Origin of the sequence: Butyricicoccus faecihominis (assembly GCF_024462775.1) — a bacterium.
GTDB classification, from domain to species: domain Bacteria; phylum Bacillota; class Clostridia; order Oscillospirales; family Butyricicoccaceae; genus Agathobaculum; species Agathobaculum faecihominis_A.
The window spans coordinates 80,489-101,719 of the sequence record NZ_JANGCE010000005.1; the positions used below are offsets into that span (position 1 = coordinate 80,489).

The 21,231-nt window shown below is 57.5% G+C and carries 24 protein-coding genes and 1 tRNA gene; 5 read left to right on the plus strand and 20 right to left on the minus strand.

Annotated elements, in window-relative coordinates; all coding sequences use genetic code 11:
• From NE562_RS04715 to NE562_RS04755, 9 genes are read right to left on the minus strand one after another with little or no spacing between them, the layout of a single operon-like run.
• Positions 1-336: a hypothetical protein gene (locus tag NE562_RS04715; protein WP_280961245.1), complete on the minus strand. Its 336-nt coding sequence runs from the start codon at positions 334-336 to the stop codon at positions 1-3.
• 41 nt (positions 337-377) lie between these two features.
• Entirely contained in the window at positions 378-2,765 is a 2,388-nt protein-coding gene (locus NE562_RS04720) for an ABC transporter permease (RefSeq protein ID WP_280961246.1), read from the minus strand.
• A complete protein-coding gene (locus NE562_RS04725; RefSeq protein ID WP_280961247.1) occupies positions 2,741-3,490 on the minus strand; it encodes an ABC transporter ATP-binding protein in 750 nt (249 codons plus the stop codon). The genes NE562_RS04720 and NE562_RS04725 overlap by 25 nt, the downstream gene beginning before the upstream one ends.
• Positions 3,487-4,854 (minus strand): phenylacetate--CoA ligase family protein, encoded by a 1,368-nt coding sequence (locus NE562_RS04730; protein ID WP_280961248.1) that lies wholly within the window; start codon positions 4,852-4,854, stop codon positions 3,487-3,489. The genes NE562_RS04725 and NE562_RS04730 overlap by 4 nt, the downstream gene beginning before the upstream one ends.
• A gap of 13 nt (positions 4,855-4,867) precedes the next feature.
• Positions 4,868-5,953 (minus strand): linear amide C-N hydrolase, encoded by a 1,086-nt coding sequence (locus tag NE562_RS04735; protein WP_280961249.1) that lies wholly within the window; start codon positions 5,951-5,953, stop codon positions 4,868-4,870.
• Positions 5,954-5,967: 14 nt separating this feature from the next.
• Positions 5,968-6,579 (minus strand): LysE family translocator, encoded by a 612-nt coding sequence (locus NE562_RS04740; RefSeq protein WP_280961250.1) that lies wholly within the window; start codon positions 6,577-6,579, stop codon positions 5,968-5,970.
• 19 nt (positions 6,580-6,598) lie between these two features.
• Complete coding sequence (locus tag NE562_RS04745) at positions 6,599-7,462, minus strand: DUF3737 family protein (RefSeq protein WP_280961251.1); 864 nt, start codon at positions 7,460-7,462, stop codon at positions 6,599-6,601.
• 37 nt (positions 7,463-7,499) lie between these two features.
• Positions 7,500-7,991 (minus strand): cyclophilin-like fold protein, encoded by a 492-nt coding sequence (locus NE562_RS04750; protein ID WP_280961252.1) that lies wholly within the window; start codon positions 7,989-7,991, stop codon positions 7,500-7,502.
• A 29-nt stretch (positions 7,992-8,020) separates the two neighbouring features.
• Positions 8,021-8,251, minus strand: a complete 231-nt coding sequence (locus tag NE562_RS04755) for a hypothetical protein (protein ID WP_280961253.1) — start codon at positions 8,249-8,251, stop codon at positions 8,021-8,023.
• A 133-nt stretch (positions 8,252-8,384) separates the two neighbouring features.
• Here NE562_RS04755 and NE562_RS04760 point away from each other — a divergent pair, with 133 nt between their 5' ends.
• Positions 8,385-9,272 carry a LysR family transcriptional regulator gene (locus NE562_RS04760; RefSeq protein ID WP_280961254.1) on the plus strand — a complete coding sequence of 296 codons (888 nt, stop codon included), beginning with the start codon at positions 8,385-8,387 and terminating at the stop codon, positions 9,270-9,272.
• 206 nt (positions 9,273-9,478) lie between these two features.
• On the opposite strand, the gene NE562_RS04765 is transcribed toward NE562_RS04760, so the two are convergent.
• The 11 genes from NE562_RS04765 to NE562_RS04815 all read right to left on the minus strand — a co-directional run bounded on the left by NE562_RS04765 (position 9,479) and on the right by NE562_RS04815 (position 19,277).
• Positions 9,479-10,339 (minus strand): eCIS core domain-containing protein, encoded by an 861-nt coding sequence (locus NE562_RS04765; protein WP_280961255.1) that lies wholly within the window; start codon positions 10,337-10,339, stop codon positions 9,479-9,481.
• 236 nt (positions 10,340-10,575) lie between these two features.
• Positions 10,576-10,666, minus strand: a tRNA-Ser gene (locus NE562_RS04770).
• Positions 10,667-10,769: 103 nt separating this feature from the next.
• Positions 10,770-12,332 (minus strand): DUF853 domain-containing protein, encoded by a 1,563-nt coding sequence (locus NE562_RS04775; protein WP_280961256.1) that lies wholly within the window; start codon positions 12,330-12,332, stop codon positions 10,770-10,772.
• A 129-nt stretch (positions 12,333-12,461) separates the two neighbouring features.
• Positions 12,462-13,094, minus strand: coding sequence for an AAA family ATPase (locus NE562_RS04780; RefSeq protein WP_280961257.1), 633 nt, complete (start codon positions 13,092-13,094; stop codon positions 12,462-12,464).
• 13 nt (positions 13,095-13,107) lie between these two features.
• The gene (locus NE562_RS04785; protein WP_280961258.1) at positions 13,108-13,815 is read right to left on the minus strand and encodes an ABC transporter ATP-binding protein; all 708 of its coding nucleotides are present in this window, start codon (positions 13,813-13,815) and stop codon (positions 13,108-13,110) included.
• Between the two features lie 15 nt (positions 13,816-13,830).
• The gene (locus NE562_RS04790; protein ID WP_280961259.1) at positions 13,831-14,589 is read right to left on the minus strand and encodes an ABC transporter ATP-binding protein; all 759 of its coding nucleotides are present in this window, start codon (positions 14,587-14,589) and stop codon (positions 13,831-13,833) included.
• Position 14,590: 1 nt separating this feature from the next.
• Positions 14,591-15,667, minus strand: a complete 1,077-nt coding sequence (locus NE562_RS04795; protein WP_280961260.1) for a branched-chain amino acid ABC transporter permease — start codon at positions 15,665-15,667, stop codon at positions 14,591-14,593.
• Positions 15,668-15,679: 12 nt separating this feature from the next.
• On the minus strand, positions 15,680-16,561 hold the full coding sequence (locus NE562_RS04800) for a branched-chain amino acid ABC transporter permease (protein WP_280961294.1): 882 nt from the start codon (positions 16,559-16,561) through the stop codon (positions 15,680-15,682).
• A 182-nt stretch (positions 16,562-16,743) separates the two neighbouring features.
• A complete protein-coding gene (locus NE562_RS04805; protein ID WP_280961261.1) occupies positions 16,744-17,940 on the minus strand; it encodes an ABC transporter substrate-binding protein in 1,197 nt (398 codons plus the stop codon).
• Between the two features lie 69 nt (positions 17,941-18,009).
• Positions 18,010-18,177: a hypothetical protein gene (locus NE562_RS04810; protein WP_280961262.1), complete on the minus strand. Its 168-nt coding sequence runs from the start codon at positions 18,175-18,177 to the stop codon at positions 18,010-18,012.
• A gap of 623 nt (positions 18,178-18,800) precedes the next feature.
• Positions 18,801-19,277, minus strand: coding sequence for a hypothetical protein (locus NE562_RS04815; RefSeq protein ID WP_280961263.1), 477 nt, complete (start codon positions 19,275-19,277; stop codon positions 18,801-18,803).
• Positions 19,278-19,405: 128 nt separating this feature from the next.
• Between NE562_RS04815 and NE562_RS04820 the strand changes: the two genes are divergently transcribed.
• The 4 genes from NE562_RS04820 (at position 19,406) to NE562_RS17865 (ending at position 20,754) form a co-directional block, all read left to right on the plus strand.
• Positions 19,406-19,747 carry a helix-turn-helix domain-containing protein gene (locus tag NE562_RS04820; RefSeq protein WP_280961264.1) on the plus strand — a complete coding sequence of 114 codons (342 nt, stop codon included), beginning with the start codon at positions 19,406-19,408 and terminating at the stop codon, positions 19,745-19,747.
• Positions 19,748-19,777: 30 nt separating this feature from the next.
• Positions 19,778-20,206, plus strand: coding sequence for a helix-turn-helix domain-containing protein (locus NE562_RS04825; RefSeq protein WP_280961265.1), 429 nt, complete (start codon positions 19,778-19,780; stop codon positions 20,204-20,206).
• A 111-nt stretch (positions 20,207-20,317) separates the two neighbouring features.
• The gene (locus tag NE562_RS04830) at positions 20,318-20,527 is read left to right on the plus strand and encodes an Arc family DNA-binding protein (protein ID WP_280961266.1); all 210 of its coding nucleotides are present in this window, start codon (positions 20,318-20,320) and stop codon (positions 20,525-20,527) included.
• Between the two features lie 113 nt (positions 20,528-20,640).
• Positions 20,641-20,754: a winged helix-turn-helix transcriptional regulator gene (locus NE562_RS17865; protein WP_419195985.1), complete on the plus strand. Its 114-nt coding sequence runs from the start codon at positions 20,641-20,643 to the stop codon at positions 20,752-20,754.
• The last annotated feature ends 477 nt before the right edge of the window (positions 20,755-21,231 follow it).

Below are 21,231 nucleotides of genomic sequence, written 5' to 3' on the forward strand. Positions count from 1 at the left end.
TCAAATCAAGGTTTTCTGATTAAGTCCTATTTTATCGCATCCATAGTGGTAAATGGGCAGCCGCCAAGCGGCCGTGCCCACATAGCCCGCGATCGCGGCGGCGGTCTCGTTGTCCTCCAGCTGCATGGTAAAGGGCGCACCGTCGTCGCCAAAGCGGACTGTGAGCGCGGTCGGCGCCGCGGCAGGTTCGCCGCCGGTATCGGCGGGCTGGGTCACCGTTTCGCCGGGAGCGGCGGCGTCTGCCGTGTTTTCCGTGTTGTTCCGGCCGCAGCCGGTCAGCAGCGCGATCGTCGCCAGCAGGATAGCCGGCAGTATGGATAAGCGTTTTCTTCTCATAAGTTTTCCTTCCCGCGCCGCATCGGGCGCATCGTAAGCGGTCATGTTTCCGCCACCAGGGCGGTCAGCTCCGCTTTTTGTATCTTTCCGGCGGCCAGATAGGAAAAGCCGGTAAACAGCAGGATCACAAACAGCGCGGGCAGCAGGACGCCGCCGAGCGCCGGCCGTGAAGCGAAGCTGCTGATCCCGGCGAGCCGCATGGCCGCCGCCACGAGCGGGTCGGTCAGTATCCCGCTCAACGCAACGCCAAGCCCGGCGCCGAGCATGCTTGTCACGCCGAAGCGCAGGGCGAACGACAGGCGCAGGCGGCTGACGGAAAAACCCAGCGCCCGGTAGAGGCACAGATCGTTCTGCTCCCGGCGCAGCAGCCGTCCGCCGGTCATCGCAACGGTCACAAAAATGAAGAGCGTCGTAAGCGCCGTCATCACGAGGAGCAGCGCGCGCATGGCCGATAGAATACCGGCAAGGCCCGGCCACGTGTTTTGGTGCACATGCACGTTGTGCCCAAAGGCCGTTTCCAGCGCTTGCGCGGCCGCGTTTCGCCGGTTTGGTTCAGTCAGAAAATAATGGGTGCACCACATGTCCGGCGTGTCGCGCCCAATGCGGGCGTATCCCGCTCGGCTCAGGCCGATGTTCGCGCCCATATCGTTGGCGCACTGGTAAATGCCGGACACTGTAAATGTGCCGCTGCCCGCACCGGCGGAAAGCGTGACCGTGCCGCCGATTTTGACGTTCAGGTCGGCTGCCGCAAATTCCGTCAGCACCACCTCGTTTTCAGATGCGCTGGTTCGCCCTGCCAGCAAATGAAAACGCTCCGGCGCGGTGATGACATTCGCGGTGAAGTCCATGCCGTTTACAGCGACTGTGGGCATGGCCAGCTCGTACCGGCCGGAAATCGCGCTGTACCGGGCGATCACCGACTCGATCTCCTCCCGGCCGACTTCGCCCAAGGGCTGCACGGCGAGATCCAGATCAGCCGGATTGAACGCATCCATCATGCCCTCGCCGTTTGGCCCCAGCCAGCTGTTCATCCGCCCCATCATGGAGCAAAAGAATACCAGAAGCAGCGCCGCGAGGCAGGCGGCCCCATACTGCTTTTTGCCGCTGGTGAGCTGGCGCAGCGCCATCCAGAAGGCAAGGCCCTTTTGCCGGAGAGGCAGAAAGCGCGGCTTTTCCGCGTTTGCCGCTGCACCGCCGCGTATGGCGCGTAGCGGAGCAATGCGCAGAATGACAGCCGTTTTGCGCCAAATGAGCGCGCAAAGCAGCAGCGCTATGCCAGTCAGCGCGGCGGCGCAAAGCCCGAGCGGCATGGCGGCGGGCAGCAACAGGCCGGTGGTCGTCACCGTCATGCGGCTGGCCGCGCCGGCCAGTGGAATGGCGCCCAAAAGGCCGAGCGCCAAGCCGCACAGGGAGGGAAGCAAATACTGCGCCAGCTGCACCCGGCGCAGTCCGCCGCCGGTAAAGCCGATTGCTTTCAAAATACCGATGCTTGCCGTATCCTGCTCCATGGCGCTGCCGGTACTGTGCGCGAGCACGACCATGGAGACCGCGAGCAGCACGGTGACAAAGGCCAGCAGAAAACCGGCGAACGCGTTTTGCAGGATCAGCATAAAGCCCGCGATCGACGCGGCGGAATGCGTGGATTCCGCGTACCGCGGCAAACTGGTGCGCTCGTTCAGCGCGGCGTTCAGCGCGGCGGCCGAAGCCGTCTTATCCGCTTGGGTAATATGGTACATCGCTCCGCCGCGGGCAAGCGCGTCAATCCCGGCGTCAGCCGCGAGCGCCGTCACTTCCTGATAGTCCTGTCGGCTGATCAGAAAGCTTTTCATACCGATCATGGAGCTGCCCATAAAGGGGTCCTCAAAATAGCCCTTGATGGTAAACGTCTTTTCCACGCCCTGCCGGGTCACCGGAAACGAGATTTCGTCTCCGATGGCGGCGCCGAACATGGAAACGAGCGCGGGGGAAACATAAACTTCGCCGGGTGCGGGCGCCGCCGGGTCGGACTGAAAGCCGTCAAGGCCCGTGGTATAGAGGCGATAAGGGTATCGCGCCGGGTCATAGGCGAGCAGCTGCCCTTCGCTGTCCGATTGCTGCGCCCCGATGCGGTAGTCCGCGAAGAGCAAGGGCTGCACGTTTACTTGCCCCACCTCGGGGAGGGCGGCAAGCTCCTGCGCCAGCGCGTGGGTGTCCGGCGCGCCGGATACCCATGCGGTAAGATCGCCAAAGCCCAGCCGTTCCATTTCTTCGCGTACATAGTTTCCCGCGCCCGTCCAGACGGACAGCACGGTGTTCAGACACAGGGAAACAAGCAGCAGCAGGATAAAAAGTCCCGCGAGCACGCGCTTATGCCGTTTGAGTCCGGCACGCAGCAAGGTGATAAACGCCATGTTGACACACCGCCTTACCAGTTCAGCGCGGTCAGCCATTCGCTGATCTGCGCTTCCCGCTGCTTGGCTTGGTCCGGCGCATAAGCGGCCAGCCGCAGCTCGTCCAGCACCTTGCCGTCCTCCAGATACAGCAGCCGGTTGCCACGGGCCGCCGCCCGCAATTCGTGCGTGACCATCAAGAGGCTTTGCCCCTCGCGGTTCAGCGCGGTGAGCAGGTCCAGCACTTCGTCGGTGCTGCGCCGACCCAGCGCGCCGGTCGGTTCGTCCGCGAAAAGCAGGCCCGGACGGCCGATCATGGCCCGGGCGATTGCGGCCCGCTGGGCTTCGCCGCCCGACACCTCGCTGGGTAAGCGGTTTTCCGCTTCCGCCACGCCCATGCGGCGCAGCAGGTCGTGCGCGCGTTTTTGTGTTCCCGCCTGCTTGGGATGCAGATAACCCGCGACCGCAACGTTTTCCAGCAGCGTCAAATTACCGACCAAATGCGTCTGTTGGAATACGAATCCAAATTCATCAGCGCGCAGCCGCGCCATTTGCTTTTCGCGCAGGCGGGTGATCTCTTTGCCCTTATAAAATACCTGTCCGCCGCTCAATCGATCCATACCGCTGAGCGTGTAGAGCAGCGTGGATTTTCCCGCGCCGGACGACCCCATGACAACGGTGAAATCGCCTTCCAAGATCTCCACGTCGATCCCACCGAGTACCGGCTCGGCCCGGCCGGAAAATCGTTTGACCAGCTTTTTGCCGGAAAGCAATACCTTATTCATGCGCTTTTCTCCTTTTCAGCCGGTCCGGTCAGGATCAGTTTTTTCTTGCCCGTGCGCGGGTCGGGCAAAATCCGGTCCACGAACCGGATCTCGAATGCCACGTGCGCGAGACACTTTTCCCGCAAGATCCGCGCCATCTGCTTGCGCAGTTCGTTTCCAACGGCCGTGCGGCAGCCCTCCGCGGCTTCCGCCAGCAGTTCAAAGCTGCCCGCGCCGGTCTGGCGGAACTGATAATCCCGCAGGCCTTCGATGCAGAAGCCCTCGACCGACAGCGGGTGCAAAAATTCCCTGCCGCCCGCGCCGTCGTCGAACCAAAGCAGGTCCTCGCAGCGCCCCAGAACCAAGTCCGCGCGGGTAAAGGGATAGGGATCGTCCGGCGCGGGCTCACGCAGCGTCAGCCGGTCTGAAACGCGGTAGCGGATCAGCGGCTGCGCATAGTTGTACAGCGAGGTCAGATACATTTCTCCGTTCTCAATTTCTATCACGTTCATATCGTCGAACAAAACCATGCCGTCCGCGTTTCCGGTATCCACGCCGAGCGCCAGCGATTCGCTCGCGCCGTAAAAATTCACCACATCGCAGCCAAACGCGTTTTCCAAATACAGACGGAGACCGGGTGCGAGCGGCTCGCCGCAGCATATCACGCGGCGGATTTCGTACTCTGACGCGCCCCGCGTGAGCTGTTCGCCCAAGATCTTGACCGCGGAGGGGTAACCGATGATGATGTTGGGGCGAAACGCCTGTATGCGCCGGTCCCATTCGGCAAGCGGCGTGTTGACGTCGAGATGCAGCTGCGCGGCGCGCAGCCCGGCCGCGCCGTCGCCCACCGCCATGGCCCCGCCATAGCGGCCGCCGGTCGCGGCAAGATAGAGGATACGCGGCCCGCCGAGCAGCAGGCGTAAAATGTCCCCCGCGCCCATGTTCCACAGCGCGCCCCGGATGATGCCGAGCAGCATTTGCTCCCACGCGGCATTGTCGTACACAAAATAACCGGGGGTTCCCGTGCTGCCCGAGGAATGCACCACATGGTACCCGCCCGCAAGCGACCGTTCGCCCAACGGATCATTTTCATCAAAGCGGCGCAGGTCGTCTTGCCGAAGACCCGGCACGGTGACGATTTCGTCAAAATGCGTCAGCAAATCGCGCTTGCTCATGGTGGGGAAGGCGGCGAGCGGCAGGGAGGAAAGCTGGCCGCGGGCGATACCGGCCTGCTCGAAGCGGGCGCGGTGCCAGTCGGAATGGTCCCATGCATACGCAAGCAGCGTTCGCAGCCGTAAGTCCTGTAGGGCTGTTATTTGGGCCCTTGTCTTTTTCGCGTTGGCGCGTAAACGGAAAAACTGCCGCAGCAAACCGAGGTAGTTCATGGATACGCTCCTTTCAGCCGGCGGAGGGAACGGTCAGCACATATCCGCCCGCATAGTTTTCGCGGTGGAAATACCGCAGTTCTCCCGCGTTCTGGTCATACACAACCGTCCATTCGGTGGAGGAGAATTCGTTAAAGCCGTCCTTGCTGACGCTGTCCATCGCGTCGCGCACGCCGTCCATCGTCATTTGCGGGGCTTCGGCAAGCGCGTCCAGCAGCATTTCATAGCGGGTATGCGACTCGGCGCTGCCGATCCCGTGTTTTTCCCCTTCGGCCAGATAAAAGTTGGTCAGCACAGGCGTTTCGGTCACGACCATCTCGTTATTCACATACTCTACCGCAACCGATCTTCCGGCGGCGTCCGCAATGGCGAAATGCACCATCATATCCATCGAGGCATGCATATCGTACTGCGCCAGCAGGGTGAGCGCCTCGTCCACGGTGGCGGCCCGATCAAGCAGCAGCCGGATGGCGGTGGTGGTCGTGATGCCGGGCTTGCCGGTGTTCTGGTCGATGGTGTCCGCGTCCTCGATCATCAGCACCGCCGCGCACAGTCCTTTTTCATTCATGCCGTCAAGCGGCGCGTAAACGGCGGCGGTCGTGACCGCTTGCTCCGGCAGCAGCCGCAGCGGGATGCCCGCGCTGCTCAAAAAACTCAAGTTCACGGTGGAGACCGATGCATACCCTTCATGCGGCGTTGCGCTGACGATCAAAGCGTCGCAGGCCTCCCAGTCGAAGTTGCGGCCAAACAGCGCGCCGCCGTCCGTACCCGGGACTGACAGCGTGCTACAGCCAAACCCGCCCGTCTGGAGCGTTGGGCCGTCGCCGTCCAGCAGCGCCTCGCTCAAATAATCCATGACCTGCGCGTCGCTCGACGCGCCGCCCTGCTCTAAAAACCGCGAAAAGCCGTAATCGCCCTGATAGCCGACGACGGACAGACCGTCCTCCAGCTGTACCTGCGCCTGCGTGGGGGAGATCACCGTCAGTGCCGGCGCCGCGCCGCCGACGCTGCGCTCCGGTACACGAGCGGGGCCGCAGCCGGTCAGCAAAGCCAGCGCGAGCACGGCGGTCTTTTTTATAATGGATAGTTTTCTATGCATAGGACCTCCTTCGGTCAAACGTTGCGGATCCATAGGATCGCGCTCAATAAAATCATCAGCCCGCCCAATACCTGATTCAGCTTGCGATGCATGTTCTTTGTGACGCGGCCGCGGAACGCGGCTACAAGGCCGGACAGCAGCGCCCACCATCCGCCCGTGCCGATCAGAACGCCCGCGATCAGCTGCGCGCCTTGGCCCGGCGTCAAACGTCCGGTGATGCCGAACGCGGCGAACGCAACCAGAAAGGAGAGGATGGTCGCCGGATTGGCAAGGGCGAGCACAAACGAGGAGACAAAACACAAGGGCAGGCGGGCCTGCCGGTCAGTCGCCGCCGGTACCGGTTCCTTGGCGGCCAGCATCCGCACGCCGCACGCGGCGAGGAGAACGCAGCCCGCCATGCACATACCGGTCTGATGCGCAAGCAGAAAATCGGATACCGCGGTCAGGCCGCATACGCCGATCAAGGCATACAGGCTGTCCGCCGCGGACGAACCCAGCCCGGTCGCCAGCCCAGCGCGAAAACCGTGCGCCAGCGTGCGCCCGATGGTCAATGCGCCGATCGCCCCGGCAGGCACGCCGAACACCAGACCGACCAGCAGCCCTTTCAGCAAATAGCTTTCCGGCAATGGGCCGACCTCCTCTCGTTCACCCGGCTAAATCCTGCGGCTGTACGGCAAGGGTGATCGCGGTTTTTTCGCGTTTGATCTGCGGGTCGTCAAAGATCAGCTCTTTGATTTGCCGGGCGGCGATCCGTCCGGCGATCGGGTTTTTCACACTGTCGACGCTGTTTAAGATCGTCGCGTCCACGGTCGCGTATTCAAAAGCCAGATCGGTGTTCAGCAGGCGGCAATCTTGCAGGACGATGTTGTCCATATAGCACATGCCCTGCTCGCTTTCGATGGTGCAGCCCACAAACGTCACGTTTTTGGCGTTCCAGCCCAGATATTGGCCGGAGATAAAAGAATCATACACGGTCACGTTTTCACAGTTCCAAAACGCGTCCTTGGACAGCATGCGCGCGTTTCGTATCACAACGTTTTTCGCGCCGTCGAACGAATAGTTACCGGTCAGGGTAAAACCGTCGATCTCAATATCCGAGCTGTTCATGGCAAAGTAGTCGCCGCGCGCGGTCACATGTTCCATGCGGATGCGGCTGCAATTCCATAGGGTTTCGCCGGCGTTTGAAAACGTGACGTTTTTCAGCGTAATACCGGATGAGCGGCGAAAATTCTTCGGCGCGTCCACCACGCAGTCGGTAAGCGCGATATTCTCGGTATACCAGATACCGGCGCGCGCCATTTCAAACAGCGTGCAGTTTTGCAGCACGATATCCTTGCTGTACCACAGCGGATATTTCCACTGAAACAGGCTGTGATATAAGTTGATGTTGCGGCTCTCCTTCAGCGGCGATTCGCCGTCGGCAAAGGTGGAATAATAGATCGCGAGATCGCGGCCTTGGAACAGGGCGCGCTCGCCGGTGAGTAGCTGCTGTTCGATTTTGTTTTTCATGGTGTCGGTTTCCTTTCTTCCGTAGGCTTGTGTGGGATCAGGCGAGCGCCCAAACGACGGTCGCGTCGCCCGCGCCGAGCGCTTCCGCCAACCCCGCCGGGTCATCCACGCTGCCAAGGCGCGTGTATTGGTAGGTGCTTTGTAAGCTTTCGTAAAACAGCACCAAGCAGTCGTCGCCGTACAGCAGGATATCGCCGGCGGCGATCTGGCCGGGCGTTTCGGGATCGGTGGGCAGGCTGCCGTCTAAGTAAAAGTATTTTTCGTTGCCGTTCATTTCGGACATCGGCAGGGTGAGGGGAAATTGTTCGGTCAGCGCCTGCGCCGCGTCAGTGTCGATCAAGGTAGCCGCAAAGCTTTGACTGCCGATTGTAAGCGTGATGGCGGTCAAAGCGCTTTCGGGCTCGTTCGCGGCTTGCGTTTCGGCAGGCTCCGTTGCGCCGGTCGGTGGCGCTTCCGGCGCCGCCGTGTCCGCTCCCCCGCAACCGGTTATGGCCAAGAGTATCGTCAGTGTGGCAAGAAAATGGTGCATTGCGTGATTCTCCTTCCTAAAAACAAAAGCTACTGATCGTTCTTTTTCGGTTTTTGCATTTGGTACCGCAAATAATCCAACCGGTCGAGTTTTTGCTGTTCGTCATGTACGCGCGCCAACTGACGGCAGCGCTGGCAGGATAGCAGCCAAAGCCGGTCGCCCTGCGTGGACGCCCCCAAAAAGCGCGCCGCAAAATCATCCGAACAGCCCGCGTCCTTTAGATTTTGCATGATAGCGTCCTGTTTCTTTTTCTCGTCCATTGTGTCCGCCCCTTTATAGTGCTATTATACCGTGGGGTAAGATGGATAGCAAATACCTATATTGAATGATAATTCATGCTTGACGAGCATGAATTGTGGCGTTATGATAGCAGGGAAGGGAGGGGAGCGATGAATGGAAGTACGTGTACTGCAATATTTTCTCGCGGTGGCGAGGGAGGAGAGCATATCGGGCGCGGCCGAATATCTGCACCTGACCCAGCCGACCCTGTCGCGCCAGCTCATGGATCTGGAAGCGGAGCTGGGCAAAAAGCTATTCGTCCGTGGCAGCCGCAAGATCTCGCTGACGGAGGACGGCCTATTGCTGCGTAAGCGGGCGGGGGAAATCATCGAACTGGTCGAAAAGACCGAATCCGAATTTCGCCAGCCGGCGGAGGAGATCGCCGGCGATATCTGTATCGGCAGCGGCGAAACCGACGCGGTGCGCCTGATCGCGCAGACCGCGAAAGAATTACAGGGGCTTTATCCCCAGATACGCTATCATCTGCACAGCGGCAATGCCGACGATGTGACCGAACGGCTGGATAAAGGCCTTTTGGATTTTGGTATTTTGATCGAACCGTTTGATATGAAGAAGTATGATTGCATCAAGCTGCCGGCGACCGACATCTGGGGCGTGCTGATGCGTCGGGACAGTCCGTTGGCCGCGCGGGAATCCGTCCGGCCGGAGGACCTTTGGGAAGTGCCCCTGCTGATTTCGCGGCAGTCCATGGTCAAAAACGATTTGGCGAGCTGGCTGCGGCGCGACCCGGAATCGCTCGATATTGTGGCGACCTACAACTTGGTTTATAACGCTTCCCGCATGGTGGCGGAGGGCGTGGGCTATGCGCTCACGCTGGACAGGCTGATCAACACCTCCGGCAGCAGCCTATGCTTTCGTCCGCTGGAGCCACGGCTGGAAGTCGGGCTGGATGTGGTTTGGAAAAAGTATCAGGTATTCTCCAAAGCCACGGAAAAATTTTTAGAGCATTTGCAGGCAAAATTTCTGGGAAATCGCGCCTGACGGATCCTGCCGTTTGGCGAACCGAATGCGGCAGGCGCTCACCGCGAATAGGCATAAACCATGTCGTACGACGGCGATCCGGCTGAGAGAAAGCAAAGCCTCTGCGGCCGTCAAAATGAACAGCCCCAGATTGTGCTGTCTGCACAATCTGGGGCTGTTTATACGATCATCATTGGATGAGGAGCGCCGCTTTTAGGCGCAATACGTTATAACTGCGCCAAAGCCCGGATCAGGAAAGCAATCGAATCCGCATTCGTCGCTGCGTTGCCATAAGTTAGGCCGTGGATGTTTTCCTCAAATTCCTCCATCGTATACATATAGGCGATATCGTCTGTTCCCAAGCTTGTATCGTAATGGGATAGTTCGTGTAGAATGGTCGTCGCCACGTCTTCTGTCGGATCGTCCGCAACGTGGTCCTCGGAAATATTGATTATGGTGTTAATTGTCGGATTGACCCATGCCAATGCGCCGCGTATGTGGCTTGATAAAATTTGTTGGACAGTGTTATAAGCCTTTGAGACGCTCCCAATAATGTGATAACCGATTTTCTCTGTGTATCTGATTTTCGCATTATGAAAAACCGCTTGCGCACCCGGATTCAATAGATTGATGGCGGCAGCATCGAGCCATTTTCCTGCAAGGGCGAAGGCTGCAAAGAACTTATCCCAATCCATTGCCCGCTGAATCACTTGGCTGGTCCGCGTGTTTGCATGATGTGTGGGGGTGTGGCTGGCGGCCCGTTCTAATTGTGGATCGCAGTTAAGCGGCATACCGTGAACTGTGGCGTTGGCGCGTACGAATCCGGCTTTTTGTTGTACCACGTGGCCCAGCTCATGCGTCAGATAGCGCTGCTGCCCGGGGCCGATATGCACCTGCGTGCCCTGCGTATAAGCCAAGGCGCCGATCCGTCTGGGCTTGTCCGAATTGTAATGCACGCGTACATCATCCAGCGAAAAGCCGGAAGCAGTTTCAAAGCGCTGTTTGATAGGGGCCGGTATGCCGGTTAAATTTTGCATGGGCTTTTTCTGGGCAGACTCGGTCTTTGACTCTTTAGCGGCTGCAAACATGATAGCCCTCCTTCCGCCTATATCGTATCTCTACTATATATCATAAATTGGCAAAAGACAATCAAAATTGGGGTTATAAGAAAAAATGCGCAGACCCGATTGACAGGGTCTGCGCATTTTTTATATATCATGGGCCGTTTTTGTATTGATGCCTTATAGCAATACAATTATTCACACAACCTATTTCGGCATTAAACAAACAAAAAGTGCTGAAACCAAACGGTTTCAGCACTTTATGGCGGAGAGTCAGGGATTTGAACCCTGGGTGCGCTCATCACGCACACACGATTTCCAATCGTGCGCCTTCGACCACTCAGCCAACTCTCCAAAGCGGCCGATCTGCTCTCGCAGAGGACGAAATACATTATATCGCATTCAGTGGCCGCCGTCAAGCGTTTTTAGAAAAATATGTGCATTTTTTCGCCATGGGTTAGCGCCGCAGCAGGCCCATCAGGCCGCGCGTAAGGGATTTGGAAACCTCGCGGCCCAGCGTGTTCAGCGCGGTTCCCGCGACCTTGTTGATCATCTTGGCGCGCTCCCGCGCTTCCCGCGCGGCTTCGCGGTCGGCCGCGGCCTGCTCGCGGGCCAGTTGACGGTCGTAGGCGTCCTGCTCCTTTCGGGCCTTGGCTTCGGCGGCCAGCTCCGCCTTGGCTGCCTTCAGCGCTTCCTCTTTCAGTTTGGCCTTTTCCTCCTCCGCTGCCGCGCACTGCACCTTTTGACTCAGCTTTTCATAGGCGGATTCGCGGTCGATAGCCTGATCGTATTTCGCGCCCATGGGGCTTTGCTGCATAAGCGCCGCGCGCTTTGCGTCGTCCAGCGCGGCCATCAGGCTTTGCGGCGGCAGGATGCGCGCCTGCTCGACGATGGAGGGGCGGCCCTCCTCGTCCAAAAAGGAGATAAGCGCCTCGCCCGTGCCGAGCGCTGTGATGACCTCCGCCGTTTTGAAGGCGGGGTTTTCGCGGAAGGTCTCGGCCGCTACCTTGACGGCCTTTTGCTCGCTCGGCGAATAGGCGCGCAGCGCGTGCTGGATGCGGTTGCCGAGCTGGGCCAGCACGGTATCCGGCACGTCGGTCGGGCTTTGCGTGATAAAATAAATACCCACGCCCTTGGAGCGGATCAGCCGCACGACCTGCTCGATCTTTTCAAGCAGCGGCGCGGGCGTATCCCGAAACAGCAGGTGGGCTTCGTCGAAGAAAAAGACCATTTTGGGTTTGTCCATGTCGCCGATCTCGGGCAGACGCTCGAACAGTTCGGACAGCATCCACAGCAAAAAGGTGGAGTACAGCTTGGGGTTTAAAAACAGCTTGGCGCAGTGCAGAATGTTAATATAGCCGTGCCCCTCGCCGTCACACCGCATCCAGTCGGCAAGATCGAGCGCGGGCTCGCCGAAGAACACGCCGCCGCCCGCGTCCTCTAAATTCAGCAGCTGGCGCGTGATCGCGCCGATGGAGGGCGTGGGGATGGCGCCGTATTCGCTTTTCAGCTCCGCGGCGTGGTCGCCGACATACTGCACCATGGCTTTCAGGTCCTTCAGGTCCAGCAGCAGCAAGCCCTGATCGTCCGCCACGCGGAACACGATATCTAAAACGCCCTCCTGCGTATCGTTCAGATCCATGATGCGGGAAAGCAGCATCGGGCCCATTTCGGAAACGGTCGCGCGCACCGGATGCCCCTTTTCCTGATAGACATCCCAAAACTGCACGGGATAGCCGCGGTAGGCAAAGCCCGTTTGATCAAGGCCAAACTTGGCAATGCGTTTTTGCATGCCCTCGCTGTCCACGCCGGGCGCGGCCATGCCGGAAACATCGCCCTTGACATCGGCTAAAAAGACCGGAACGCCCAGATCGGAAAACGATTCGGCAAGCACCTTGAGCGTGACCGTCTTGCCGGTGCCGGTCGCGCCGGCGACCAGTCCGTGCCGGTTGGCCATTTGGGGGAGCAGGCAAATGTTCCGGTCACTCTGCGCGATCCACAGCTTTCCATCGGTGTACATAATATCCCTCCGTCGTTCAATATAGGCCCAGTTTAGCACGTTTCCAGCGGTTTGTCGAATATTTCCGTACAAGGAAAATTTATGTGAAAAAAACGCCCGGCCGTGTGTAAATGGCCGGGCGCAAACGCTTTATTTGGAGAACTGGTCGCGTACCGCGAGGTAGGCGACGATGGCCTCTACCGTGCCGTCAAAGCCCAGTACAGAAGAGTTGAGGGAAAGATCGTAATTGCGGGCGTCCATCCATTCCTGACCGGTGTAACGCTTGTAATAAGCGGCGCGGTAGGCGTCCACCTCGGCGATCTTCTTTTTGACCTCGCGTTCGGGCAGCGAATCGACCTTCATGGCCTCCTGCAAACAAAAATCAGCGGTCGCGTGGACGAACACGCGCGTCACGTCGTCGCGGCCTTGCAGCACATAGTCCGCGCAGCGGCCGATCATGACGCAGGGCCCCTTGTCCGCGAGCTGGCGGATGATCTTCGCCTGATATTCAAACAGGTTGTCCTCCGCGGTGAAGCCGGACTGCTCGGGGCTGACCGGCTTGCCGCCGCGGCTCTGGTAACGGCTGCGCAGGCGGGAGAGCAGGTCGGGCTTCAGGCGTTCATCCGAAAACAGCACGGCGTTAATGCCGCTGTCCTCGGAGGCCATGGTGATGATCTCGCGGTTATAGCAGGGGATGCCCAGCCGCTTTGCGAGCAGCTGGCCGACTGTTTTGCCGCCCGAGCCATACTGCCGGGCAATGGTGATGATGTGCTTTCCGTTCATCGCGTGTTCCCCCTTATTCTCCCAAATAGGCTTTTTTGATATCTTCGTCGTCCAGCAGGGCCTTTGCGTCGCCCGACTTGACGATGTGGCCGGTCTCCAGCACGTAGGCGCGGTCCGCGATGGACAGCGCCTTGTTCGCGTTCTGCTCGACCAGCAGCACGGTCGTACCCGCCTTCGAGACCTCTTCGATGATCTTGAAGATCTCGCTGACGAACAACGGCGACAGGCCCATGGACGGTTCATCCAGCAGCAGCAGGCGGGGGCGGCTCATCAGCGCGCGCCCCATGGCGAGCATCTGCTGTTCGCCGCCGGACAGCGTGCCCGCGAACTGGTGCTTGCGTTCCTCCAAGCGGGGGAAGCGTTGGTATACGTCGGCGAGCGACGCGGCGACCTCGCTTTTCGGGCGGGTGTACGCGCCCATTTTCAGGTTTTCATACACAGTCAGCCCCGCGAATACGCGGCGGCCCTCGGGCACGTGGCTCATGCCGAGCCGCACGATCTCGTGCCCCGGCTTTTTGGCGATCTCCTTGCCCTCAAACACGACCGAGCCGCTTTTAGACGGCAGCAGGCCGGTAACGGTGTGCAGCGTGGTCGTTTTGCCCGCGCCGTTCGCGCCGATCAGCGCGACGACCTCGCCCTCGTTCACCTCGAAGGAAACGTCGCGGAGCGCGTGGATCAGGCCGTAATAAACGTTTAAATCCCGGACTTCCAGCATTGCCATAATCTCGTTCCTCCCTTATTCGCCCAGATAGGCCGTGACGACCTCGGGATCGCGCAGTACCTCGGCGGGCGCGCCCTGCGCGAGCTCGCGGCCGAAGTTCAAAACGTAAATGTATTCGCAGATGCCGGAAACCAGCTTCATATCGTGCTCGATCAGCAGAATGGTCACATCGAACTTATCGCGCACCAGACGGATGGTGTCCATCAGCTCCGCGGTCTCGTTCGGGTTCATACCGGCGGCCGGCTCGTCGAGCAGCAGCAGCTTGGGCTCGGTCGCGAGCGCGCGGGCGATCTCCAGCTTGCGCTGTTTGCCGTAGGGCAGGTTGGCCGCCTTAAAATCGGCCATGCCGTCCAGATCGAACACGCTGAGGATTTCAAGCGCGCGCAGGTCCATCGCGCGCTCCTTTTTGCGGTAGGAGCCGAGGTGGAACACACTTTCGCCGAGCGTATAGGTCATTTGGTTGTGCAGGCCGACCTTGACGTTGTCCAAAACGGTCAGCTCCTGAAACAGGCGGATATTTTGGAACGTGCGCGCCACGCCCATTTTACAAATCTCGTGCGGTTTCTTGCCGATCAGGTTTTTCCCGTCCAGCCGGATACCGCCGTCGGTCGGGCGGTACACGCCGGTCAGCATGTTGAACACGGTCGTTTTACCCGCGCCGTTCGGGCCGATCAGGCCGACAAGGCCGCCTTTTTCGATCGACATGGAAAGCTCATCCACGGCGCGCAGGCCGCCGAACGAAATACCAAGTTCGGTCACTTCCAGCATCGGCATATCACGCGCCCCCCTTTCCGGCCATACCGGCTTTTTCGATCTTTTCCATCTGCTTCAGCCCGCGCTTTTCCGCAAGGCGGCGCTTGAAGCCCGAATTGTTGAACAGCATCATCGCGATCAGCAGGATCGCGTAGATCAGCATGCGCCAATCGTTCACCGCGCGCAGCACCTCGGGCAGTACGGTCAAGAGCGCCGCCGCGATGATCGAGCCCCAGATGTTGCCCAGTCCGCCGAGTACGACGAACACCAGAATCAGAATGGACGCGTTAAAATCGAATTGCGTCGCCGATACCTTGGTGTAGTTCATGGCGAACAGCACGCCCGCCATACCGGCCAGCGCCGCCGATATGACAAAGGCGAGCAGCTTGTAGCGCGTGGCGGATACGCCCACCGATTCGGCGGCGATGCGGTTGTCGCGCACGGCCATGATCGCGCGTCCCGCGCGCGAATGGATCAGGTTCAAAACGACGAACAGCGTGATCAGCACGAGCACGATGCCCGAAATAAACGAGGAAAGCTTCTGGTTGCCGCTCAGGCCCATCGGTCCGTTGACGATCATCTTGCCGCCCTCGGCAAGCGTGAAGCGCTGCTCAAGCAGGCTGAAATGCAGGCCGCCCCCGTCTATGCCGATGTACAGGACGTTGACCATGTTTTTGATGATTTCGCCGAACGCCAGCGTGACGATGGCGAGATAGTCGCCCTTAAGGCGCAGCACCGGCACGCCGACGATCACGCCCGCGACCGCGGCGAACAGGCCGCCGCACACCATGGCGATCGCGAGCCGCACGGGCGCGAACGGAATCGCCTCCGCAAGACTGGCCGCGACGACCGCGCCCGAAAACGCGCCGACCGACATGAAGCCCGCGTGGCCGAGCGATAATTCGCCCAGCACGCCGACCGTCAGATTGAGCGAGACCGCCATGGCGACATAGGCGCAGATCGGCACGAGCTGACCCTTGAGCGAGCTGGAGATGCTGCCCGCCGACAGCATGATCTGAATGACGATAAAGGCCGCGAGCACAGTGCCGTAGCACAAAAGGCCGGTGCGCGTCGACCGTTTCAAACTTTTCAGTTTCATCTTCGCGCCCCCTTACACTTTTTCACTGCGGCGCTTGCCAAGCAGGCCGTCCGGCTTGATGATCAGCACGATGATCAGCACCGCGAATACGATCGCGTCAGACAGCTGCGTGGATATGTACGCCTTGGAGAAGATTTCGATCAAGCCGAGCAGGACGCCGCCGAGCATCGCGCCCGGGATCGAGCCGATGCCGCCGAATACCGCCGCCGTGAACGCTTTGATACCGGGCATCGCGCCGGTGGTCGGCATCAGGGTGGGGTAGGCCGAGCAGAGCAACACGCCCGCGACCGCCGCAAGGCCCGAGCCGATGGCGAAGGTGATCGAGATCGTCGTGTTGACGTTAATGCCCATCAGCTGGGCCGCGCCCTTGTCCTCGGACACCGCGCGCATGGCGGTGCCGATCTTGGTCTTGGTCGTAAAAAGGGTCAGGCCGACCATGATGATGATGCACGCCGCGACGGTGACCACCGTCGTCATTGTGATGGACAGCTCGCCGCCAAACAGCTTGAACGTGTGGCTGCCGACGACCGAGGTAAAGGTTTTGGGATTCGCGCCCCAGATCTTGAGGGCCGCGTTTTGCAGAAAATAGGATACGCCGATGGCGGTGATCAGCACGGCGAGGGACGAAGCCTGCCGCAAAGGCTTATACGCCAACCCCTCGATTACCACGCCGAGCACCGTGCACACCACGATGGCAAGCAGCACGGATACCAGCGGGGTCAGGCCCCAGTACGCCGTGGCGCAGAACGACATGTACGCGCCGATCATGATAACGTCGCCGTGGGCGAAGTTCAGCATTTTGGCAATGCCGTATACCATGGTGTAGCCAAGCGCGATGATCGCATACACGCTGCCGAGACTGATCCCGCTGATCAAATAGGACAGGAAGGTCATGGGTAGGAACACCTCACATCTTTTATTTCTCATTTCTTGTGGAGCGGGGCGACGGTTCGCCGCACGCGCCAAGCCGCCGCCCCACCCCATAAACGGGGCGGAATGCAAAAAAGGGCAAAGGAGGGACCGTCGTCACGATATAACGGCGCCCTCCCTTGCTCTTCATTGAGACTTGCTTTAAATTACATGCCGACGTAAGCGCCGTTCTGGATGACCATGCCCTTCGGGCTCTTGGATACAGCGCCGGTCTCATCCCAAGTCACGCCTTCGCCGGTCAGGCCGTCGAACGTGATCGTCGGGAAGGTCGCAACCATCTTCTCGCAGAGATCCTGCGCGCTCATGTCCGCCGTGCAGCCGGCCGCTTCAAGGGCCGCCTTGTAGGCGTAAATGCAGTCGTACGCATCCGCTGCGAACTGGTTCGGCACGTCGCCGAACTGGGTCTTGTAGGTTTCAACGAACTTCTTGGTGCGCTCGTCCTCCGCGTCCGCGTTGAACGGGGTCAGCAGCATAACGCCTTCGGCAAGCGAGGTGTCGAAGCCTTCAAGCGTCAGAATGCCGTCCATGCCGTCAATGCCGAATACCTTGGGTGCGAAGCCCGTGTCGTTCGCCTGCTTGAGGATCAGGGAAGCCGGCTGGTAGTAGATGGGCAGGAACAACAGATCCGCGCCCGCGGCCTTGGCTTCGCCGATCTGCACGGAGAAGTCGTTCGAGCTGTCCTTGGTGAAGGTCGTGGCCGAAACAATCTCCAGACCGAGCTCGTCCGCCTTGGTCTTGAAGGTGTTATACACGCCCTGCGAATAGTTGCTGTCGTTCTGATAAATGACGCCGATCTTGGAGCCAAGCTTCTGATCCACAATGTACTGCGCGGAAGCCGTGCCTTGGTTCGGGTCGGCAAAGCACATCTGGTACACGTTGTCCACACCCGCGGTCACGTCCGGAGACGAAGCCGACGGGGTCAGCGCAAAGATGCGGTCCTCGTTGTGCAGAACGTTGGTGGCAGCGCCCGGCGTCGAGGTGACCGTGCCGAGAGAAAGCTGCAGGCCCCAGTCCTTCAGGGCGTTATATGCGTTTTCAGCCTTTGCCGGGTCGGACTCGTCGTCCTCATACTTCAGTTCAAACTGGATCGCGCCGCCCTCGGCGTTGATCTCGTCTACCGCGATTTGCGCGCCGTTCTTGGCAGCGTTGCCGTAAATGGCGTTATCGCCGGTTAACGGGCCGGTGCCGCCGATCTTAAACGCCGCGGCGGACGTGCTCGCGCCGCCGTTATCGGCGTCCGGCGTCTTGTCGGCGTCGCCCTGCTTGCCAGCATCGCCGCCGCAACCGCTGAGCACCGATGCCAGCATCGCGCCGGCCAAAAGCATGCTTAGTGTCTTCTTCATGGTGAATCTTCTCCTTTACGATATAATCTCCCCGCCCCCTATGAAATGCAACCGCTAAGAGGTCTCGGATTATTTTCTTATTATACTACCTTTTGTTTGTTTTTGTATCTTTTTTTTCTTCTCTTGAGTAAATTCATAGAAACCGCTGATTATCATTTCAGAGAATGCACCGCTTTTGTGTGTTCTTACCGAAAACACTTGTCCACCTTGCAAGGAATGATGCAGCTTTGCAAGCACGCTCTTGCAAAAAGAAAGATGCACTGCAAAACGCCGAAATCGGTGGTTCGCTTTGCTCACAATAAAATGCGCGGCGGTAGCCGCGAGGGACGCTGTGGCGCCCGCCGCAAGGGCAAGAGGGAGCGGACACCTTGCGGTTTCCTCGCCCTCTTGACTTCCACTCTTTCCCTGTCTTCTGGCCGGGGCGGCGCGTGCCGCCCCTTTGTTTCTGTATGACGTATTGTGGCGCTGTGCCGGGTGCCTAGGGATTCAGTGGAAAGCTGCCTTCGCTCGGCCGGACCGGCCTGTTGTGCGCGCCCACGTATCCCGGCGCTCCGTTTGGCCGGTGGTTCGCTGCGCTCACAATGAAATGCGCGGCAGTAGCCGCGTGCGGCGGCGTGAGTCACGCCGCCCTACGCCAGCCGAGCGGCCCCCGCTTGTAGGGCGGAGTGACCTCACTCCGCCGTTTCTACGTAATGCCCCAATAGTATACAGACAGCATGGCGACACACGTAAAAATCAGTAAAACGAAAGTAGCAGTAAACAGTACCTTTCGATAGAATTGTCTTCTTTGGTTTCTCGCAATTTCCCGAAGGATATATTGCCTTTCGTCCATTATTTCATTGTCATCCTGTTTCATAAGGTCACACTCGCTTATTCCGTATTCTAATTGGCCGGACTTCTTTATTCAGACTGCGGGCATATCGCATCGTCAGCGCTGTTTTTTCATCTCCGCAAACGGCTATGATACGTCCTGAAACTCGTAAAAGCTCAAAATTTTGCTGTAAATCACTTTCAGTGCATTCGCCCTCATATAGAAAGCGTATCGCGTCACAGTGATAAAGCAGGTCTTGCACGGAGTTGCTCATATTGGACATATCAACGTTGGGCGTAATCAGAGCGTCAAGAATCAATTCGTCAGGATGGTTCACTTTATGCTGCAACACGGTCTGTACAAATAACAAATCGGCTTCTCCCTCGTTGAAGCCGGCGCAAAACCACGTGTATCCGTCCTCGATCGCCTGTTGAATTTCTTGATGCAGCGCTGCTTTTACATACGCATTCTTCTTTGCCGGGATTTTTTCCACACCTATGATGGAGCAATATGGGGTTATATGCATCTTTGTGCACCTCCTGATTTATATCCGGTTATGCTACCTAAAATTATAATAGCAATGCTGGGTTCATGTCAACATAACTATTACTTAAACTAATAGCATAGACGGAATTACAAATAGGTGGTGATAATATGCGAGTAAAGAAGGAAATTAATATCCAGATAGGAAATGAAATTCGCATAGCAAGAGAACGCTGTGGCTTGACACAGGCTGCATTAGGCGAAATGATTTCGTTGGGTACTAAGAATATATCCGATATAGAGCGAGGTGTAACCGGGATGACCATGTCGACGCTTAAACACCTTTGCGAGCAATTACCGATTTCCAGTGACACTCTATTGTTTGGAGATCGGAGCAAAAATAACGTTGCATATCTACTTGAAAGATTTGAACATTTACCACAAAAAGATTTTGCAATAGTCAACGATCTGCTCAATCATATTTTTAAATCCATGGCTTTGTTAAACAATTAAAACCGCTTTTTGCTTTGGCAGATTCCCACAGTGCAAACAGTTTTATTTATTCCTTGCCATGACATAAACAAACAACACGGAATTAAACTAAGTCATATTTTAGAGAGCGGTGAAAAAATGCGCGATATAAAAGAGATTAATAGGCATATAGGTAATGAAATTAGAAAAGCGCGTGAACGTGCCGGACTTACACAAGAACAATTCGGAGAATTGGTTTCGCTCGGCACGAAAAACGTTTCAGACATTGAACGTGGCGTTGCAGGTATTACAGTTTCTACCCTAAGACGAATATGTGAGAAACTGTCTATTTCCAGTGATTTGATTATAATTGGCGATCAAGGTAAGAACGATGTCAAGTATCTGGCGGAGCGTCTGGAACGTTTGCCTCCGGCACAATTTGCAGCAGTAGAGTCTTTTCTTAACGAGGTATTTCAGCTGTTTGGCACACTCCAGAAGTAACTGCGCTGATGCATAATTTTATTTGCGGCGGGATGAAAGGTGACTCGCGAAAAAAGCAAAGTAGCTGTTTCACAATATGGTTATGCAATATAATTAAAAAGAGAGTGCTTTATGAACGTTAAAAGTGTAGCGATTCGTTTCCCACAGGAAATGCTAAACAAAATATCATATGTTGCCGAATATGAGGGACGCTCGATCAATAGTCACATTTTGGTTCTTGTACGAGAGGATATTGCAAAGTTTGAAGAAGAACACGGAAAAATTGAAGGTGATATTAGTCCCGATGTTAACGTAAAACCTCCACGAAAAAGCAGTATTTAACCATATATTAAGAATAAGAGCCGCAATCGGTTTTTGTGCATTAAGGGAGAAATATATTAGGGGCTGTTAGAATAATCGCAATCCATATGACTAATAAATGAGGTAACCTAAAGATGTTGGGTGAGATATTACAAGAACTGCGGAAGGATAAAGGCCTTACGCAAGTAGAGCTTTCTAAAATTGTTGGTGTCTCTCTTCCTCCATCGGTTCTTATGAGACACAATTAGTTGATCCGCCGTTAGAAATGTTGATCAGATTAGCTGATTACTTCGGCGTTACATTGGATTAACTCGTTGGTCGTTCTCGGACTCGCTTCTCATGGGACGAATTTTTCAGAGTTTCCAAGTTGGAAACGATAAGATCACGTTAGATCACTTTTCAGGTTTGCTCAGTGAAATGGGGCTTTGTGAGCGTGAAGTTTTTTTAACTGTTGGGGAAAGTTTAGCAATGAGCAGCAGCCTGAAAAAGCAATTACGTTAATACGCGATTATATACGAGGGTGGGCCGATCCGGCTCACCCTTTTTGTATTCGTGCGGTTTTATAGGATACGTCAAAGGAAAGGGATACGAACAAAAGCGTGGTGGAATGCAGAATGGAAAGCAGCATAACGGCGGAGTGAGGTCACTCCGCCCTACAAGCGGGGACGCTTGGCTGGCGTAGGGCGGCGTGACTCACGCCGCCGCTCGCGGCTACCGCCGCGCAT

Excerpts from the sequence above, each read along its gene's own strand:
- NE562_RS04730 (WP_280961248.1), bottom strand. The coding sequence starts at position 4,854 with ATGAACTACCTCGGTTTGCTGCGGCAGTTTTTCCGTTTACGCGCCAAC.
- NE562_RS04830 (WP_280961266.1), top strand. The coding sequence starts at position 20,318 with ATGAACGTTAAAAGTGTAGCGATTCGTTTCCCACAGGAAATGCTAAAC.
- NE562_RS04760 (WP_280961254.1), top strand. The coding sequence starts at position 8,385 with ATGGAAGTACGTGTACTGCAATATTTTCTCGCGGTGGCGAGGGAGGAG.
- NE562_RS04780 (WP_280961257.1), bottom strand. The coding sequence starts at position 13,094 with ATGAACGGAAAGCACATCATCACCATTGCCCGGCAGTATGGCTCGGGC.
- NE562_RS04720 (WP_280961246.1), bottom strand. The coding sequence starts at position 2,765 with ATGGCTGACCGCGCTGAACTGGTAAGGCGGTGTGTCAACATGGCGTTT.
- NE562_RS04775 (WP_280961256.1), bottom strand. The coding sequence starts at position 12,332 with ATGTACACCGATGGAAAGCTGTGGATCGCGCAGAGTGACCGGAACATT.
- NE562_RS04795 (WP_280961260.1), bottom strand. The coding sequence starts at position 15,667 with ATGAAACTGAAAAGTTTGAAACGGTCGACGCGCACCGGCCTTTTGTGC.
- NE562_RS04735 (WP_280961249.1), bottom strand. The coding sequence starts at position 5,953 with ATGCATAGAAAACTATCCATTATAAAAAAGACCGCCGTGCTCGCGCTG.
- NE562_RS04820 (WP_280961264.1), top strand. The coding sequence starts at position 19,406 with ATGCGAGTAAAGAAGGAAATTAATATCCAGATAGGAAATGAAATTCGC.
- NE562_RS04790 (WP_280961259.1), bottom strand. The coding sequence starts at position 14,589 with ATGCCGATGCTGGAAGTGACCGAACTTGGTATTTCGTTCGGCGGCCTG.
- NE562_RS04815 (WP_280961263.1), bottom strand. The coding sequence starts at position 19,277 with ATGCATATAACCCCATATTGCTCCATCATAGGTGTGGAAAAAATCCCG.
- NE562_RS04765 (WP_280961255.1), bottom strand. The coding sequence starts at position 10,339 with ATGTTTGCAGCCGCTAAAGAGTCAAAGACCGAGTCTGCCCAGAAAAAG.
- NE562_RS04800 (WP_280961294.1), bottom strand. The coding sequence starts at position 16,561 with ATGACCTTCCTGTCCTATTTGATCAGCGGGATCAGTCTCGGCAGCGTG.
- NE562_RS04715 (WP_280961245.1), bottom strand. The coding sequence starts at position 336 with ATGAGAAGAAAACGCTTATCCATACTGCCGGCTATCCTGCTGGCGACG.
- NE562_RS17865 (WP_419195985.1), top strand. The coding sequence starts at position 20,641 with ATGTTGGGTGAGATATTACAAGAACTGCGGAAGGATAAAGGCCTTACG.
- NE562_RS04755 (WP_280961253.1), bottom strand. The coding sequence starts at position 8,251 with ATGGACGAGAAAAAGAAACAGGACGCTATCATGCAAAATCTAAAGGAC.
- NE562_RS04750 (WP_280961252.1), bottom strand. The coding sequence starts at position 7,991 with ATGCACCATTTTCTTGCCACACTGACGATACTCTTGGCCATAACCGGT.
- NE562_RS04725 (WP_280961247.1), bottom strand. The coding sequence starts at position 3,490 with ATGAATAAGGTATTGCTTTCCGGCAAAAAGCTGGTCAAACGATTTTCC.
- NE562_RS04805 (WP_280961261.1), bottom strand. The coding sequence starts at position 17,940 with ATGAAGAAGACACTAAGCATGCTTTTGGCCGGCGCGATGCTGGCATCG.
- NE562_RS04745 (WP_280961251.1), bottom strand. The coding sequence starts at position 7,462 with ATGAAAAACAAAATCGAACAGCAGCTACTCACCGGCGAGCGCGCCCTG.
- NE562_RS04785 (WP_280961258.1), bottom strand. The coding sequence starts at position 13,815 with ATGGCAATGCTGGAAGTCCGGGATTTAAACGTTTATTACGGCCTGATC.